This window comes from Pantoea sp. X-Soil-YNGN-775, from assembly GCF_059730575.1.
This window is the reverse complement of sequence record NZ_AP035945.1, coordinates 3,198,188-3,214,346: the sequence shown is the minus strand read 5'-3', so window position 1 is coordinate 3,214,346 and position 16,159 is coordinate 3,198,188. Positions and strand designations below refer to the sequence as shown.

General features: G+C 53.1%; 15 protein-coding genes and 5 tRNA genes. 17 read left to right on the top strand and 3 right to left on the bottom strand.

Annotation, left to right across the window (positions count from 1 at the left end):
• Positions 1 to 76: 76 nt before the first annotated feature.
• The 11 genes from alaS to luxS all read left to right on the top strand — a co-directional run bounded on the left by alaS (position 77) and on the right by luxS (position 8,323).
• Positions 77 to 2,704 (top strand): alanine--tRNA ligase, encoded by a 2,628-nt coding sequence (gene alaS / locus AC6I8I_RS14955; protein ID WP_497828017.1) that lies wholly within the window; start codon positions 77 to 79, stop codon positions 2,702 to 2,704.
• A gap of 250 nt (positions 2,705 to 2,954) precedes the next feature.
• Positions 2,955 to 3,140, top strand: coding sequence for a carbon storage regulator CsrA (gene csrA, locus AC6I8I_RS14950; protein WP_008927091.1), 186 nt, complete (start codon positions 2,955 to 2,957; stop codon positions 3,138 to 3,140).
• A 285-nt stretch (positions 3,141 to 3,425) separates the two neighbouring features.
• Positions 3,426 to 3,518, top strand: a tRNA-Ser gene (locus AC6I8I_RS14945).
• A gap of 8 nt (positions 3,519 to 3,526) precedes the next feature.
• Positions 3,527 to 3,603: transfer RNA gene (locus tag AC6I8I_RS14940), tRNA-Arg, on the top strand.
• A gap of 215 nt (positions 3,604 to 3,818) precedes the next feature.
• Positions 3,819 to 3,895, top strand: a tRNA-Arg gene (locus tag AC6I8I_RS14935).
• Between the two features lie 190 nt (positions 3,896 to 4,085).
• Positions 4,086 to 4,162, top strand: a tRNA-Arg gene (locus AC6I8I_RS14930).
• A gap of 193 nt (positions 4,163 to 4,355) precedes the next feature.
• Positions 4,356 to 4,432 (top strand) — tRNA-Arg (locus tag AC6I8I_RS14925).
• A 594-nt stretch (positions 4,433 to 5,026) separates the two neighbouring features.
• Positions 5,027 to 5,593, top strand: coding sequence for a fructose-1-phosphate/6-phosphogluconate phosphatase (gene yqaB, locus AC6I8I_RS14920; protein ID WP_497828016.1), 567 nt, complete (start codon positions 5,027 to 5,029; stop codon positions 5,591 to 5,593).
• Complete coding sequence (locus AC6I8I_RS14915) at positions 5,590 to 6,018, top strand: YqaA family protein (protein WP_312057288.1); 429 nt, start codon at positions 5,590 to 5,592, stop codon at positions 6,016 to 6,018. Before yqaB ends, AC6I8I_RS14915 begins: the two co-directional genes overlap by 4 nt.
• A 31-nt stretch (positions 6,019 to 6,049) precedes the next feature.
• Positions 6,050 to 7,657 (top strand): glutamate--cysteine ligase, encoded by a 1,608-nt coding sequence (gshA, locus tag AC6I8I_RS14910; RefSeq protein WP_312057286.1) that lies wholly within the window; start codon positions 6,050 to 6,052, stop codon positions 7,655 to 7,657.
• Between the two features lie 150 nt (positions 7,658 to 7,807).
• Positions 7,808 to 8,323, top strand: a complete 516-nt coding sequence (gene luxS, locus AC6I8I_RS14905; protein ID WP_312057284.1) for an S-ribosylhomocysteine lyase — start codon at positions 7,808 to 7,810, stop codon at positions 8,321 to 8,323.
• 54 nt (positions 8,324 to 8,377) lie between these two features.
• On the opposite strand, the gene AC6I8I_RS14900 is transcribed toward luxS, so the two are convergent.
• Together AC6I8I_RS14900 and AC6I8I_RS14895 are read right to left on the bottom strand one after the other, a co-directional pair.
• Positions 8,378 to 9,664, bottom strand: coding sequence for an HlyC/CorC family transporter (locus AC6I8I_RS14900; RefSeq protein ID WP_312057283.1), 1,287 nt, complete (start codon positions 9,662 to 9,664; stop codon positions 8,378 to 8,380).
• A gap of 15 nt (positions 9,665 to 9,679) precedes the next feature.
• Positions 9,680 to 10,480 (bottom strand): cytochrome C assembly family protein, encoded by an 801-nt coding sequence (locus AC6I8I_RS14895; RefSeq protein ID WP_312057281.1) that lies wholly within the window; start codon positions 10,478 to 10,480, stop codon positions 9,680 to 9,682.
• Positions 10,481 to 10,645: 165 nt separating this feature from the next.
• Between AC6I8I_RS14895 and ffh the strand changes: the two genes are divergently transcribed.
• The 5 genes from ffh to rplS all read left to right on the top strand — a co-directional run bounded on the left by ffh (position 10,646) and on the right by rplS (position 14,154).
• Positions 10,646 to 12,007, top strand: coding sequence for a signal recognition particle protein (ffh, locus tag AC6I8I_RS14890; protein ID WP_312057280.1), 1,362 nt, complete (start codon positions 10,646 to 10,648; stop codon positions 12,005 to 12,007).
• Between the two features lie 141 nt (positions 12,008 to 12,148).
• Positions 12,149 to 12,397, top strand: coding sequence for a 30S ribosomal protein S16 (gene rpsP, locus AC6I8I_RS14885; protein ID WP_003849041.1), 249 nt, complete (start codon positions 12,149 to 12,151; stop codon positions 12,395 to 12,397).
• Positions 12,398 to 12,415: 18 nt separating this feature from the next.
• On the top strand, positions 12,416 to 12,964 hold the full coding sequence (gene rimM / locus AC6I8I_RS14880) for a ribosome maturation factor RimM (protein WP_046289605.1): 549 nt from the start codon (positions 12,416 to 12,418) through the stop codon (positions 12,962 to 12,964).
• 35 nt (positions 12,965 to 12,999) lie between these two features.
• Positions 13,000 to 13,764, top strand: coding sequence for a tRNA (guanosine(37)-N1)-methyltransferase TrmD (gene trmD / locus AC6I8I_RS14875; RefSeq protein ID WP_031374777.1), 765 nt, complete (start codon positions 13,000 to 13,002; stop codon positions 13,762 to 13,764).
• Positions 13,765 to 13,806: 42 nt separating this feature from the next.
• Complete coding sequence (gene rplS / locus AC6I8I_RS14870; RefSeq protein WP_031374778.1) at positions 13,807 to 14,154, top strand: 50S ribosomal protein L19; 348 nt, start codon at positions 13,807 to 13,809, stop codon at positions 14,152 to 14,154.
• A 74-nt stretch (positions 14,155 to 14,228) separates the two neighbouring features.
• Here rplS and AC6I8I_RS14865 read toward each other — a convergent pair whose 3' ends face one another.
• Positions 14,229 to 14,789: a GNAT family N-acetyltransferase gene (locus AC6I8I_RS14865; protein ID WP_312057278.1), complete on the bottom strand. Its 561-nt coding sequence runs from the start codon at positions 14,787 to 14,789 to the stop codon at positions 14,229 to 14,231.
• Between the two features lie 289 nt (positions 14,790 to 15,078).
• Here AC6I8I_RS14865 and AC6I8I_RS14860 point away from each other — a divergent pair, with 289 nt between their 5' ends.
• Positions 15,079 to 16,158, top strand: coding sequence for a 3-deoxy-7-phosphoheptulonate synthase (locus tag AC6I8I_RS14860; RefSeq protein WP_031374780.1), 1,080 nt, complete (start codon positions 15,079 to 15,081; stop codon positions 16,156 to 16,158).
• The last annotated feature ends 1 nt before the right edge of the window (position 16,159 follow it).

Here is a 16,159-nt window from a genome sequence, read left to right as displayed (position 1 = left end):
TCCTCTAATCAGGCGCCGCCAGGATGTGGCATCGCGGAAAAGATGGAACGTTCGTTAGCGTGATTCCAGGATATATATGAGCAAGAGCACTGCTGAGATCCGTCAAGCGTTTCTCGACTTTTTTCATAGCAAGGGACATCAGGTTGTAACCAGCAGCTCCCTCGTACCGAATAACGATCCGACGTTGCTGTTTACCAACGCCGGAATGAACCAGTTCAAAGATGTGTTCCTCGGCCAGGACAAGCGTGATTACTCGCGTGCGACCACGTCACAGCGCTGCGTGCGTGCCGGTGGCAAACACAACGATCTTGAAAATGTTGGCTACACCGCGCGTCACCACACTTTCTTTGAAATGCTGGGTAATTTCAGCTTTGGTGACTACTTCAAGAAAGAGGCAATCGCTTTTGCCTGGGAACTGTTGACGAGCGAGCAGTGGTTCGGCCTGCCAAAAGAGCGTCTGTGGGTCACGGTATATGAAACCGATGATGAGGCTTATGCCATCTGGGCCAACGAGATTGGCGTGCCGCACGAGCGCATTATCCGCATCGGTGACAATAAAGGCGGTGCTTACGCATCAGATAACTTCTGGCAGATGGGCGACACCGGTCCTTGTGGTCCCTGCAGCGAAATTTTCTACGATCACGGCGATCACATCTGGGGTGGACCGCCAGGCAGCCCGGAAGAGGATGGCGACCGCTACATTGAGATCTGGAACATCGTCTTCATGCAGTTCAATCGTCAGGCGGATGGCACCATGCTGCCGCTGCCGAAACCGTCGGTTGATACCGGCATGGGCCTTGAGCGCATTACTGCCGTACTGCAACACGTCAACTCTAACTATGAAATCGACCTGTTCCAGAAACTGATCCAGGCGGTAGCGCAGGTGACCGGAGCCACCGATCTGAGCAACAAATCACTGCGCGTGATTGCCGATCATATCCGCTCCTGTGCCTTCCTGATTGCCGATGGCGTGATCCCGTCGAATGAGAACCGCGGATACGTGCTGCGACGCATCATTCGTCGTGCCGTACGTCATGGCAACATGCTGGGCGCAAAAGACGCATTCTTCTATAAGCTGGTCGCGCCGCTGGTTGAGGTGATGGGTTCGGCCGGTGAAGAGTTACAGCGTCAGCAGGCTCAGGTTGAGCAGGTGCTGAAAAGCGAAGAAGAGCAATTCGCGAAGACCCTGGAGCGCGGCTTAGCGCTGCTGGACGAAGAGCTGGCGAAACTGCAGGGCGATACGCTGGATGGCGAAACGGTGTTCCGTCTGTACGATACCTTTGGCTTCCCGGCTGACCTGACGGCTGATGTCTGCCGCGAGCGCAATCTGAAGATCGACGAAGCGGGCTTCGAGCAGGCGATGGAGCAACAGCGCCAGCGCGCCCGTGAAGCGAGTGGCTTCGGAGCGGATTACAGCAACGTTATTCGTATCGATGCGGCGTCCTCGTTCAAAGGCTACGATCAGCTGGATTTAGCCGCGACGGTGAAAGCACTGTACGTGGCGGGCGAGTCGGTGAATGAAGTCACCCCAGGCCAGGAAGCGGTTGTGGTGCTGGATGAAACGCCATTTTATGGCGAATCGGGCGGTCAGGTCGGTGATACCGGCGTGCTGACAGGGAAGAATGCTGAATTTAGCGTTCAGGACACACAAAAATATGGTCAGGCAATTGGTCATATCGGTAAGCTGACGGCAGGGCAGTTACGTATCGGCGATCGCCTTGAAGCAAAAGTTGATGCGGCACGCCGGGCGCGTATCCGTCTTAACCACTCTGCAACCCACTTATTGCATGCCGCACTGCGTCAGGTATTAGGTGAGCATGTCGCGCAGAAAGGGTCTCTGGTTAACGACAAATACCTGCGTTTCGACTTCTCACATTTCGAAGCGATGAAACCTCAGGAGATTCGCCAGGTCGAAGATATTGTCAACGCGCAGATTCGCCGCAACTTGCCGGTTGAAACCGACGTGATGGATCTCGAGGCGGCGAAATCTAAAGGCGCTATGGCGCTGTTTGGCGAGAAATATGATCAGCGCGTGCGCGTTCTGACCATGGGTGATTTCTCGGTTGAGCTGTGCGGCGGCACGCACGCGGCGCGCACCGGTGACATCGGCCTGTTCCGTATTCAGTCTGAATCGGGCACTGCGGCGGGTATTCGTCGTATTGAAGCGATTACCGGCGAAGGTGCGCTGGCGCAGGTCAATGCCCAAAGCAGCCAGCTGCACGATCTGGCGCAGCTGGTGAAAGCCAACAGCAGTAACCTGAATGAAAAAGTACGCGGTCTGGTGGATCACGTACGGTCGCTGGAGAAAGAGTTGCAGCAGCTGCGCGATCAGCAAGCGGCGCAGGAGAGTGCTTCTCTGAGCAGCAATGCTATCGACGTGAAAGGCGTGAAGCTGCTGGTCAGTGAGCTGACTAACGTTGAGCCGAAAATGTTGCGTACCATGGTGGATGACCTGAAAAACCAGCTGGGTTCGGCCATCATTGTGTTAGCGACGGTTGCGGAAGGTAAAGTGTCGTTAATTGCTGGCGTGACCAAAGATCTGACTGACCGGGTTAAAGCCGGTGAGCTGATTGCCGGTCTGGCGCAGCAGGTCGGCGGCAAGGGCGGTGGACGTCCGGATATGGCGCAGGCTGGCGGAACCGATGCGGCGGCCCTGAAAGACGCGTTAGCAGGGGTTGAGGACTGGGTCAGCAGCCGTCTGTAAGTGAATTAAAACAAGGCATCGTATAAAGCGTCAGAACGGTTGTTCCGGCGCTTTTTCATACAGTGTCAGAGTAGCAAATGACAAAGTCAGGTTGATGTAGTGTATTTCGGCTAAACTAACTATCAGCAGAATGTATTAGCGCATCGATGTGCATTGGTGTATTTGTCATACTCATTGTGCAGCGTTAAATGATGGATAATGCCGGGAGCCTGTACAAGCCCGACTCTTTTAATCTTTCAAGGAGCAAAGAATGCTTATTCTAACTCGTCGAGTTGGTGAAACCCTCATGATCGGTGATGAGGTGACTGTAACGGTGCTGGGTGTTAAAGGTAACCAGGTTCGCATCGGGGTTAACGCTCCGAAAGAAGTGTCTGTGCATCGCGAAGAGATCTATCAACGCATCCAGGCTGAAAAAACGCAACAAACCAGCGTTTAACGGATTCAGCGTCTCGCACCTGTGCGAGGCGCTACCGCTTTATCGACCGATTCCCCCCTTTTTCTTTTGTTCCCCTTATTCCCTTTTTTGTTAACTCCATCATCTTTCATTGTTGATAATTCACTCTTTTTGCCGTCATTTTGTTCCAATTGACTGTCATTTGTTCAATCAAACAAACCTTCGGAAAAATTGTTTGACTTATAAGTGCGGGAAAGTAATATGTGCGCCACGCAGTGCCGATGAGCGGAAACAAAGTTCAGCGGCGCAGTTCGGAAGAACGCGTAAGGTGAGGTGGCCGAGAGGCTGAAGGCGCTCCCCTGCTAAGGGAGTATACGGTCAAAAGCTGTATCGAGGGTTCGAATCCCTCCCTCACCGCCATTTCCGATGCATCCATAGCTCAGCTGGATAGAGTACTCGGCTACGAACCGAGCGGTCGGAGGTTCGAATCCTCCTGGATGCACCATATTTTCGAATATGGAAAAGTGCCTCAGTGTGACATGACGCATTAGCGTTAAGACCGCACTAAGGAGGATAACGTTGCATTAGCAACGGCCCGCAGGGCGAAGCGCAAGCTGAGTAATCCTCCTGGATGCACCATCGGAATAAAAACAAAGTGAACTAGCAATTCCTTTCATGGTGAGTAGTTAGCACCCTGCGTTGTACAAGAATTAAACTAATGCATCCATAGCTCAGCTGGATAGAGTACTCGGCTACGAACCGAGCGGTCGGAGGTTCGAATCCTCCTGGATGCACCATATCTTCGGGTATGGAAAGTGCCTCAGTGTGTCATAGCGTGAAAAACGTCAGACTGCACTAAGGAGGATAACGTTGCTTCAGCAACGGCCCGCAGGGCGAAGCGAAAGCTGAGTAATCCTCCTGGATGCACCATTCTTCGTATCATTCCCAGGTTGATTTCTGAAAGTCCATAAAAAGTAATTCCTCAATGCATCCATAGCTCAGCTGGATAGAGTACTCGGCTACGAACCGAGCGGTCGGAGGTTCGAATCCTCCTGGATGCACCATATTTTCGAATATGGAGAAGTGCCTCGGTGTGTCATAACGTGAAAGCGTTCCGACAGCACTTACGAGGATAACGTTGTCTCAGCAACGGCCCGCAGGGCGAAGCGAAAGCTGAGAGATTATCCGCGATGCACTCTTCACTTTGCTGTTTTGCCGGTTAGCAACCTGCTCCGTAACTCCCCCCAGATTTTCAATGCATCCATAGCTCAGCTGGATAGAGTACTCGGCTACGAACCGAGCGGTCGGAGGTTCGAATCCTCCTGGATGCACCATTTCTTTCGATATCAAAAGCCCCCACAGTGTGTCATAGCGTGAAAATCGTCAGACTGCACTAAGGAGGATAACGTTGCTTCAGCAACGGCCCGCAGGGCGAAGCGCAAGCTGAGTAATCCTCCTGGATGCACCATTTCTTTCGATATCAAAACCCCCTCAGTGTGTCATAGCGTTCTCATCGTTCAGGCTGTACTAACGAGCATAACGTTGCTTCAGCAACGGCCTGCACGAATTCATCCTGCTAAACGTACCCTCTGCATTTCTCATCCTGCTGCTCCCGTTTGATCTCAACCTCAATCACATTATCGAGCCGACTGACACGCTGTCTGACCTGATTCTCTCTACAGGCTGTTAATGCTTAAACCTGCTTTTCTGTTGCGGGCGTTTCATTGATGCCAGCCGGGTCCGATTTAACCTCGGTGGTCAAAAAATGCTGCAATTTCGTACGGTTATTGCCGGTCGCAGACGATCACCTTTATCTGAAAAGAAAAATTGCTAATGCTTTCAAAGCATTTGCTGTTCATCCCCCCTGGCGACAACCTGTGCACATTAGGCTAAAGTAATGGCTCATTTGTTGGAGGTCCGGAGTGACTATGTACGATCAATACGACGCCCTGATTTTCGATATGGACGGCACCATTCTGGATACTGAGCCGACACATCGAAAAGCGTGGCGTCAGGTACTGGCGCGTTATGGAATGACGCTGGATGAAGCGCGTATCGTCGGCTTTAACGGTGCTCCAACCTGGCGACTGGCGCAGTTCATCATTGAAACGAATCAGTTGTCTCACGATCCTCATCGTCTTGCCGCCGAAAAAACCGCTGCGGTGAAAGCCATGCTGCTGGAAAGTGTTCAGCCGCTTCCTCTGATGGAGGTGGTGAAGGCTTATCACGGCCGTCGTCCGATGGCGGTTGGCACCGGCAGTGAACACAGCATGGCGGATGCGTTACTGACGCAGCTGGGCGTGCGTGAGCTGTTCTCCGCCGTGGTGGGCGCTGACGACGTACAGCGGCATAAACCTGAACCTGACACTTTCTTACGCTGCGCCGAACTGATGGGCGTGGCGCCAGAGCGCTGTGTGGTTTTCGAAGATGCAGATTTTGGCGTTCAGGCGGCGAAAGCGGCAGGAATGGATGTGGTGGACGTGCGCTTACTGTGAGTGAGTTGCTCGCCTATGCCTCATTGTTCGGCAGCAGTTTTTTAAGTGCGACGCTCCTGCCAGGAAGCTCTGAAGCACTGCTGATAGCACTATTGATTGCAAAAAAGACGTCAGTTTATGGGTTGCTTTTGGCCGCATCACTGGGAAACACCTTGGGCGGCTTAACCAACATTTTTCTTGGTCGCTTGCTGCCGTTAAAACGTCAGGGGCGATGGCATGACACAGCAATAACGTGGTTGCACCGACTAGGACCTGCAGCGCTGTTATTAAGTTGGTTGCCGGTGATAGGTGATCTGCTCTGCGTGCTTGCAGGCTGGTTACGCTTCGCCTGGTTACCGGCGATGTTGTTTCTCGCTGTCGGTAAAACGCTGCGTTATATCGTTATCGCGACCGCCACTTTACAGGGAATGCAATGGTGGCATTGATTCGCACAGATTCGAGGCTACGGTTAACATTATGCTGAACAAAAATAAATTATTCTCACAGCGGGAGGTTAATGTGATCCCGGACGTATCTAAAGCGCTCTCCTGGCTGGAAGCGCATCCTGATGCCCTCAAGGGTATCGGCCGTGGCATCGAACGTGAAACGTTGCGCGTGCAGGCAGACGGTAAGCTGGCGGAAAGTGGCCACCCCGAATCACTGGGCTCGGCGCTGAAGCACGACTGGATTACTACCGACTTTGCCGAAACGCTGCTGGAGTTCATTACGCCGGTGGATCACAGCATCGATCACATGCTGGCCTTCCTGCGTGACATCCATCGTCACGTCGCCCGTGAACTCGGCGAAGAGCGTATGTGGCCCTTTAGCATGCCGTGCGAGATTGACGATGCGAACAAGATTGAACTGGCGCAGTACGGAAAATCGAATATTGGCCAGATGAAAACGCTGTACCGTCAGGGGCTGAAAAACCGCTACGGCGCGCTGATGCAGACTATTTCAGGCATTCACTACAACTTCTCGCTGCCGCTCTCTTTCTGGCAGGAATGGGCTGATGTGAAAGATAAGGAAAGCGGGAAAGAGACCATCTCTGCCGGCTATCTGCGATTGATCCGTAACTATTATCGTTTTGGCTGGGTGATCCCGTATCTGTTCGGGGCGTCGCCTGCCATCAGTTCCAGCTTCCTGCAGGGGCGCGAGAGCGCGCTGCCGTTCGAAACCAACGATAAAGATACCCTGTGGCTGCCGTATGCCACCTCGCTGCGTCTGAGCGATTTGGGCTATACCAACAAATCTCAGAGCGCGCTGGGCATTACCTTCAATTCACTGGAAGGCTATGTCACTGCGCTGAAGAAAGCGATCAAGACGCCGTCGGAAGAGTATGCTGAGATGGGCACCAAAGATGCCGATGGCAACTGGCTGCAGCTCAACACCAACGTGCTGCAGATTGAAAATGAACTCTATGCACCTATCCGGCCGAAGCGCGTAACGCGCTCGGGTGAAGCGCCTTCTGACGCACTGCTGCGTGGCGGAATTGAGTACATCGAAGTACGCTCACTGGATATTAATCCCTTCTCGGCGATTGGTGTGGACGAAAACCAGGTGCGCTTCCTCGACCTGTTCCTGATTTGGTGTACGCTGGCTGACGCACCGGAGATGAGTGCGGATGAACTGCAGTGTACCCGTAAAAACTGGAACCGGGTGGTGCTGGAAGGGCGTAAACCGGATCAGAAAATTGCGGTCGGCTGTGGCGAGGCGGAGCATTCGCTGGTTGAAGTCGGTAAGACACTGTTTGCCGATCTGCGTCGGGTGGCGGAAGTTTTAGACAGCAACAACCAGGGCAGCACGCAATATCAACAAGTTTGCGATCAACTGGTGGCATCGTTTGACGATCCTGAGCTAACCTATTCGGCGCGTATCCTTCAGGCGATGAAGGACAATGGTGTCACCGGTACCGGCGTGGCGTTGGCGGAACAGTATCGCCATCTGCTGTGTGAAGAGCAGCTGGAAGTGTTAACCGAAGATGATTTCAGCCGTCAGGCGAAGGAATCTGTAGCGGCACAACAGGCGCTGGAAGCCGATGACAAGCTGGATTTTGAAGCTTATCTGGCGAGCCGGGAAGGGTAGAAAAGAAAAAGGCCACATCAATGTGGCCAAATTAACATCTCTGTTGTCAGGGATGATGATAACAAATGCGCGTCTTTCATATATTCAGACGTTGGGCGAACAGAAAAGTTTCATCGTTTTAAAAAAAATTCTTAAAACAGGAGGTGACGTATGCCACTACTGGACAGTTTTACCGTTGATCACACTATCATGGGCGCACCCGCCGTACGCGTTGCGAAAACCATGAAGACTCCGCATGGCGATACGATTACCGTTTTTGACCTGCGTTTTTGCCGCCCGAACATTGATATCCTCACTGAGCGTGGCATTCATACGCTGGAGCACCTGTTTGCCGGTTTCATGCGTAACCACCTGAACGGTGACGGCGTTGAAATCGTTGATATCTCGCCAATGGGTTGCCGTACTGGTTTCTACATGAGCCTGATTGGTACGCCAGACGAGCAGCGCGTAGCAAAAGCGTGGAAAGGGGCGATGGAAGACGTTCTGAAAGTTAAAGATCAGAACCAGATCCCTGAGCTGAACGAATACCAGTGCGGCAGCTACAAGCTGCACTCGCTGGAAGAAGCGCAGCAGATCGCCCGCAACGTGCTGGCGCATGATATCGGTGTTAACCGCAACGAAGATCTGAAACTGCCTGCTGAGAAGCTGAAAGAACTGCACATCTAGTCAGGACTTATCAGCTAAAAAAAACGCCGCATCATCGCGGCGTTTTTTTATGGCTTAAGAGCCGATGGATTTCTTTAACGGCGTGGTCGGTGTGATGCGGACCTGCTTAATCATGTTGTCCTGCACATCAAGAATGTCGATATTGTACTGACTGATTTGCACCCGGGTTTTCACCTCAGGAATCTCCTCCAGCGCTTCCAGCAGCATGCCATTGATGGTGCGGGCTTCCTGCTCCGGCAGATGCCAGTTAAACGCCTTGTTGATTTCACGCACGTTGGCGCTGCCTTCAACCAGTACTGAGCCGTCATTCTGCGGCATCACTTCTTCAGCCAGCGAGGGCGACATCGAGGTGGTGAAATCGCCGACGATCTCTTCCAGGATATCCTCTATCGTCACCAGTCCTTTGATATCGCCATACTCATCGACCACCAGTCCGGCTTTCTTCTTATTGCGCTGAAACTTCACCAGTTGGGTGTTGAGCGGCGTGCCTTCCGGGATGTAATAGATCTCATCGGCAGCGCGCAGCAGCGTCTCTTTGGTGAACTCTTTTTTCTCGGTCATCATGCGCCAGGCTTCACGCACCCGCAGCATGCCGACGCAGTCATCCAGCGAATCGCGGAACAGCACGATGCGGCCGTGTGGCGAATGACTTAACTGGCGCACCACCGACTTCCAGTCATCGTTGATGTTGATGCCGACAATCTCATTACGCGGCACCATGATGTCATCCACATTGACCTTTTCGAGATCGAGGACGGACAACAGCATGTCCTGATTGCGGCGTGATATCAGGTTACGCGATTCGTAAACGATGGTACGCAGCTCTTCTTTGCTTAGCGCCGAGTTGATTGAACCGTCAGTGCGAATACCTACCATCCGCATCAGCAGTCGGGTAATGGTGTTCAGTAACCAGACCAGCGGCAACATGATGTACTGCAACGGAGCCAGCAGAAAACTACTGGGATAGGCGACTTTTTCCGGGTAGAGCGCCGCCACGGTTTTCGGTAATACTTCGGCAAACACCAGCACCACGAAGGTCAGAACACCGGTGGCGATGGCGACACCGGCATCACCGTAGAGGCGCATCCCGACGATGGTACCGAGGGCGGAAGCAAGAATGTTGACCAGGTTATTGCCGATCAGCACCAGGCTAATCAGGCGGTCGGGGCGACGCAGCAATTTTTCGACGCGACGGGCAGCGCGGTGACCATTTTTAGCCTGATGGCGCAGCTTGTAGCGATTGAGAGTCATCATGCCGGTTTCAGAGCCGGAAAAATAAGCCGAAACCAGCACCATGATGATCAGCGTAACAATCAGCGTGGTGGTTGAAACATGTTCCAACGCAAAACTTCCTTTTTAACGAGAGGCAGGGATAAGCAGGTGCTGTAGGATGCGACTGCCAAAGTAGGCCATGGTTAATAACAATGCGCCGCTGCAGTTAAACCACACCACACGGCGTCCACGCCAACCTTCATGATAGTGCCCCCACAGCAAAACGATATAGACAAACCAGGCGATGATGGAGAGCACCGCTTTATCGACGTTTTCCGCGCTGAACAGATCCTGCATGTAAAACAGGCCGGTACACAGCACCAGCGTCAGCAATACTACGCCGACCTGGGTGATGTGAAACATTTTGCGTTCAATCGTCAGCAGCGGCGGCATATCCTGGGTAAAGGTCAGTCGCTTGTTTTTCAGCTGATAATCGATCCACGCCAGCTGCAGCGCATACAGCGCCGCGATGATCAGCGTCGCGTAGGCAAACAGCGAGAGGCCGATATGAATCATCATGCCGGGCGTGGTTTCCAGGTGGGTGATAAACGCATTGGGCACAAAAGTGGCAAAGGCGAGGTTAATCAGCGCGAAGCTATAAACAATCGGCAGCAGTAACCAGCCACGGTTGCGGGACGCCACAATGGTCATGATGGCACAGATCAACAGACTGACCAGCGAGCCGATATTGAGCAGGCTTAAGTTCTGCCCACTGTCGACGGCAAAAATCCGTTGCTGCAAGGCCACCGCGTGAGTAATCAACGCGACGCAGGCAGAGAGCATCGCCATTCGCCGCCAGCCGCCGTTACGTTTCAACAGGCTGGGAATGATCAGTGCAAGACTAAGGGAGTAGGCGAACAGCGCCACTATCGCGAAAACGAACATAGATCCTTTCGGGTATCAGTCAGATAAGGAAAACGGCAGTATAGCGCCAGCCGCAGCTGGCACCAAACGATCTGAGGGTCAATTGCAGAGATCGCTGAGGCTTCGTGTTATAATCCGCCGCATTCTGCCGATCAGGCGCCTCGCGATCTTTTTAAGTGAGAGACCATGTTTGATAATTTAACCGATCGTTTGTCGCAAACCCTGCGCAATATCAGCGGCCGCGGAAGGCTGACTGAAGAGAACATCAAAGAGACCCTGCGTGAAGTTCGCATGGCACTGCTGGAGGCAGACGTTGCGCTGCCGGTGGTGCGTGACTTCATTAATCGCGTGAAAGAGAGCGCGGTTGGGCACGATGTAAACAAAAGCCTGACGCCAGGTCAGGAGTTTATCAAGATCGTCCGTAACGAACTGGTTGCGGCGATGGGCGCAGAAAACAATGCGCTGGATCTGGCTGCGCAGCCGCCAGCCGTGGTGCTGATGGCCGGCCTGCAGGGTGCGGGTAAAACCACCAGCGTCGGTAAGCTGGGTAAGTTCCTGCGTGAGAAGCATAAAAAGAAAGTGTTAGTGGTTTCTGCCGACGTTTATCGTCCGGCGGCAATCAAACAGCTTGAAACGCTGGCGCAGCAGGTGGGCGTGGACTTCTGTCCATCCGATCTGAGCCAGAAGCCGGTCGACATCGTTAACAATGCGCTGCGCGAAGCACGCCTGAAGTTTTACGATGTCCTGCTGGTGGATACCGCGGGTCGTCTGCACGTTGACGAAGCGATGATGGACGAAATCAAGCAGGTTCATGCCGCGATTAATCCGGTAGAAACGCTGTTTGTGGTCGATGCCATGACCGGTCAGGATGCGGCGAATACCGCCAAAGCCTTTAACGAAGCGCTGCCGCTCACCGGGGTTATCCTGACCAAAGTGGATGGTGATGCGCGTGGTGGTGCGGCGCTGTCGATTCGTCATATCACCGGCAAACCGATTAAGTTCATGGGTGTCGGTGAGAAGACCGAGGCACTGGAGCCGTTCTATCCGGAGCGTATCGCTTCGCGTATCCTCGGTATGGGCGATGTGCTGTCGCTGATCGAAGATATCGAAAGCAAGGTTGACCGCGATCAGGCGGAGAAGCTGGCGAAGAAGCTGAAAACCGGTGACGGTTTCGACCTCAATGACTTCCTTGAGCAGCTGAAGCAGATGCGTAACATGGGCGGCATGGCCAGCCTGATGGGCAAACTGCCAGGCATGGGGCAGCTGCCGGATAACGTGAAGTCACAGATGGATGACAAGGTGCTGGTGCGCATGGAAGCGATCATCAACTCGATGACGCGCAAAGAGCGCCAGAAGCCAGAAATCATCAAAGGCTCGCGCAAGCGCCGTATTGCAACCGGCTCCGGTATGCAGGTGCAGGACGTTAACCGCTTACTGAAGCAGTTCGACGACATGCAGCGTATGATGAAGAAAATGAAGAAGGGCGGAATGGCGAAAATGATGCGCGGCATGAAAGGTATGATGCCGCCAGGTTTCCCTGGACGCTAAGTGTTCCACAAAAAAGCCCGAAAGGACGCGGTTTAGGTTGCTTTTTGCGCCAAAATGAGTAAAATTTTCGGGCTTTTTATACAGCACCCGGACCCCGTTCCTCGATGGGGGCCGGGTGTTTTATTAACTGAAGAGGATGTTATGGTAACAATTCGTTTGGCACGTCACGGCGCTAAAAAGCGTCCGTTCTATCAGGTCGTCGTTACTGACAGCCGCAATGCACGCAACGGTCGTTTCATCGAGCGCGTTGGTTTCTTCAACCCGATCGCATCTGGTCAGGCTGAAGGTCTGCGTCTGGACCTGGATCGTATCGAGCACTGGGTTGGCCAGGGCGCAACGCTCTCTGATCGCGTTAACGCGCTGGTCAAAGAAGCTAAGAAAGCAGCTTAATCTGTCACGGTGGTGAGCATGAGCAGACAACTTGCCGCACAGCCTCCCGTTAACCCACTGGTGTTGGGTAAAATGGGAGCCGCCTACGGTATTCGCGGCTGGCTCAAAGTGTTTTCCTCCACTGAAGACGCTGAAAGCATCTTCGACTACCAACCCTGGTTTATCCAGCGCGCCGGTAAATGGCAGCAGATCGAACTGGAGAGTTGGAAGCACCATAATCAGGACCTGATCATCAAAGTCAAAGGCGTTGACGATCGGGATGCGGCGGCTCAGTTAACCAATTGCGAAATTCAGGTTGACTCGACGCAGTTGCCATCGCTGGAAGAGGGTGACTACTACTGGAAAGACCTTATGGGTTGCCAGGTGGTTAACCTCGACGGCTACGAGATGGGCAAAGTCATCGATATGATGGAAACCGGCTCGAACGACGTTCTCGTCGTTAAGGCAAACCTGAAGGATGCGTTCGGTGTGCAGGAGCGGTTAATTCCGTTTCTTGATGAACAGGTTATCAGGAAAGTCGATCTCTCTACTGGCGTCATTGAAGTAGATTGGGATCCTGGTTTTTGATCTCCGAATCGAACGGTAACGTAACGGCGAAGACAATGTGGATTGGTGTAATTAGCCTGTTTCCAGAGATGTTTCGCGCTATTACCGATTACGGGGTAACTGGCCGGGCAGTAAAAAACGGTCTGCTCAGCATTCAAAGCTGGAGTCCTCGTGACTTCACGCACGACCGGCACCGTACCGTAGACGATCGTCCATACGGCGGCGGACCGGGAATGCTGATGATGGTACAACCCTTAAGGGATGCCATCTCCGCAGCGAAAGCAGCGGCAGGTGATGGGGCCAGGGTGATATATCTTTCACCTCAGGGGCGCAAACTGGACCAACAGGGCGTTTGCGAACTGGCGGCACGGGACAAGTTAATTCTGGTCTGTGGCCGTTATGAAGGGATAGATGAGCGCGTAATCCACGCCGAAATTGACGAAGAATGGTCAATCGGTGATTACGTCCTCAGCGGCGGGGAACTGCCAGCGATGACGATGATTGACGCAGTCGCCCGGTTTATTCCCGGCGTACTCGGCAAGCAAGCGTCAGCCGAAGAGGATTCGTTCTCGGAGGGACTGCTGGACTGTCCGCACTATACCCGACCTGAAGTGTTAGACGGTGTGGAGGTTCCGGCAGTATTACTGTCAGGCAACCATGCTGATATTCGCCGTTGGCGCCTGAAGCAGTCGCTAGGCCGTACCTGGCTGAGAAGACCTGAACTTCTGGAAAACCTGGCTCTGACTGAAGAGCAAGCAAGGTTGCTAAGTGAGTTCCAGCGGGAATTTCATCAGCAACAAAACGATGATGTGGAAGAGTGATCTTCCCCGACTATCAGTTTACCCAGGATATGAGATTTAATTATGAGCAACATTATCAAGCAAATTGAACAAGAGCAGATGAAACAGGACGTACCTTCCTTCCGCCCGGGTGATTCCGTGGAAGTGAAAGTATGGGTCGTTGAAGGTTCTAAAAAACGTCTGCAGGCATTCGAGGGCGTGGTTATCGCTATTCGTAACCGCGGTCTGCACTCTGCATTCACTGTTCGCAAAATTTCTAACGGCGAAGGCGTTGAGCGTGTATTCCAGACTCACTCGCCGGTTATTGACAGCATCACTGTCAAACGTCGTGGCGCTGTGCGTAAAGCCAAACTGTACTACCTGCGTGAGCGTACTGGTAAGTCTGCTCGTATTAAAGAGCGTCTTAACTAAGGTATCGCTAACGCGACATCTAAAAGTTAATAGCAAACAAGGGGTTGGCGTGATGCCAGCCCCTTTTTTTTAACTTACTGTCCAGCCAGTGACGCCGATTTAGTGGTATCCGGCCGCGGAAAATGATAAATCGCCGTATTTACCGCGCCATTTTCCAGCACAATCAGCCCGTAGCGGCAGCCAATAAACTCACCGCCACATTTCTCTGCCACCGCCCGACTGGCCAGATTCTCCTCGGCCGCCAGAATCTCAATGCCGCGCGTCTCAGGCCGTGAGAAGCCCAGCGTCAGCAATGCCATCACGGCCTGGCTGGCGATTCCCTGACGTTGTGCATCGCTGCGTACCCAGTAGCCTAACGCGCTGAAATCGCCGGGATGACGAGCGAACCGGATGCCGGCTCCCCCGAGCAGGCGATCGTATTGATCAACGATGGCAAATTCCTCTGCCTCCCCCTTAAGTCGTTGCCAGTGGGTGAAGCGGATCCAGCTTTCCGCTTCGTGTGGCTGATAATCCGGGTGTGCCCAGGGCATCCACGGCATCAGGCTTTCCAGCGAAGCGTTAACTGCGTGGGTGAATGTGTCTATGTCGTTGAGGGTAAAAGGGCGCAGGTGAATGTCTGCAGCGGTCTGTGGCATAACACGCTCGGGAGTCGTCAGGTTAATGACTTCATTCTGCCAGCGACGTGCGGGAATACAACACCCCTTAGTGTAAACTAAAGTGTACAAATAAATGACGATGCTAAAAGTAGGCCTTGTATTAATTGCCTGATATAAATCAATATTTTTTATTTATGGCGTAACGTCTGATTGTGGTGGTAATAAAAGTGTACGTTTAGAGTTGTATCGTGTATTTGCTGTGATACAGTGTGCTCCATCCTCCATGAGGATCCCATGACTGCATACACGAGCAAAAAGGATCGCCATCATGCAAAAAGACGCGCTGAACAATGTGCATATCGCCGACGAGCAGGTACTTATTACTCCGGAAGAGCTGAAAGCAAAATTTCCGCTGACCGCTGAGCAACAGGCGCAGGTTGCTGCCTCTCGTCAGACTATCTCCGATATCATTGCCGGCCGCGATCCGCGCCTGCTGGTGGTGTGCGGACCTTGTTCAATCCACGATACCGAAGCGGCTCTGGATTATGCTCGTCGTTTGCAAACTCTGTCTGAACAGCTGAAGGATCAGCTGTATCTCGTGATGCGCGTCTACTTTGAAAAACCCCGTACCACCGTCGGCTGGAAAGGGTTGATCAACGATCCTTACATGGATAACTCATTCGATATGGAAGCGGGCCTGCACATTGCCCGTAAGCTGCTAGTGAACCTGGTTGAAATGGGGTTACCGCTGGCGACAGAAGCGCTGGATCCTAATAGCCCGCAGTACCTTGGCGATCTGTTCAGCTGGTCAGCCATCGGCGCGCGTACCACTGAATCGCAGACGCACCGTGAAATGGCCTCTGGTCTGTCGATGCCGGTGGGCTTCAAAAATGGCACCGACGGCAGCCTGGGCACCGCGATTAATGCAATGCGCGCAGCGTCAATGCCGCACCGCTTTGTCGGCATCAATCAGGCGGGGCAGGTTTGCCTGCTGCAGACGCAGGGCAATCCGGATGGACACGTCATTCTGCGCGGCGGCAAAGCGCCTAACTACGGTCCGGAAGATGTTACGCAATGTGAAAAAGAGATGCTCAAGGCGGGACTGCGTCCGGCCTTAATGATAGATTGCAGCCATGGTAACTCTAATAAAGACTACCGTCGTCAGCCTGGCGTAGCGGAATCCGCTATCGCCCAGATCAAAGATGGAAACCGTTCAATTATTGGTTTGATGCTGGAAAGCCATATCAATGAAGGTAACCAGTCTTCTGAGCAGCCTCGCAGTGAAATGAAATATGGCGTCTCTGTCACCGATGCCTGCATCAACTGGGACGTCACTGAAACGTTACTGCGTGAGATGCATCAGGATCTGCAGGGAGTGCTGTCGGCGCGTCTGTCACACGAGGTGTAAG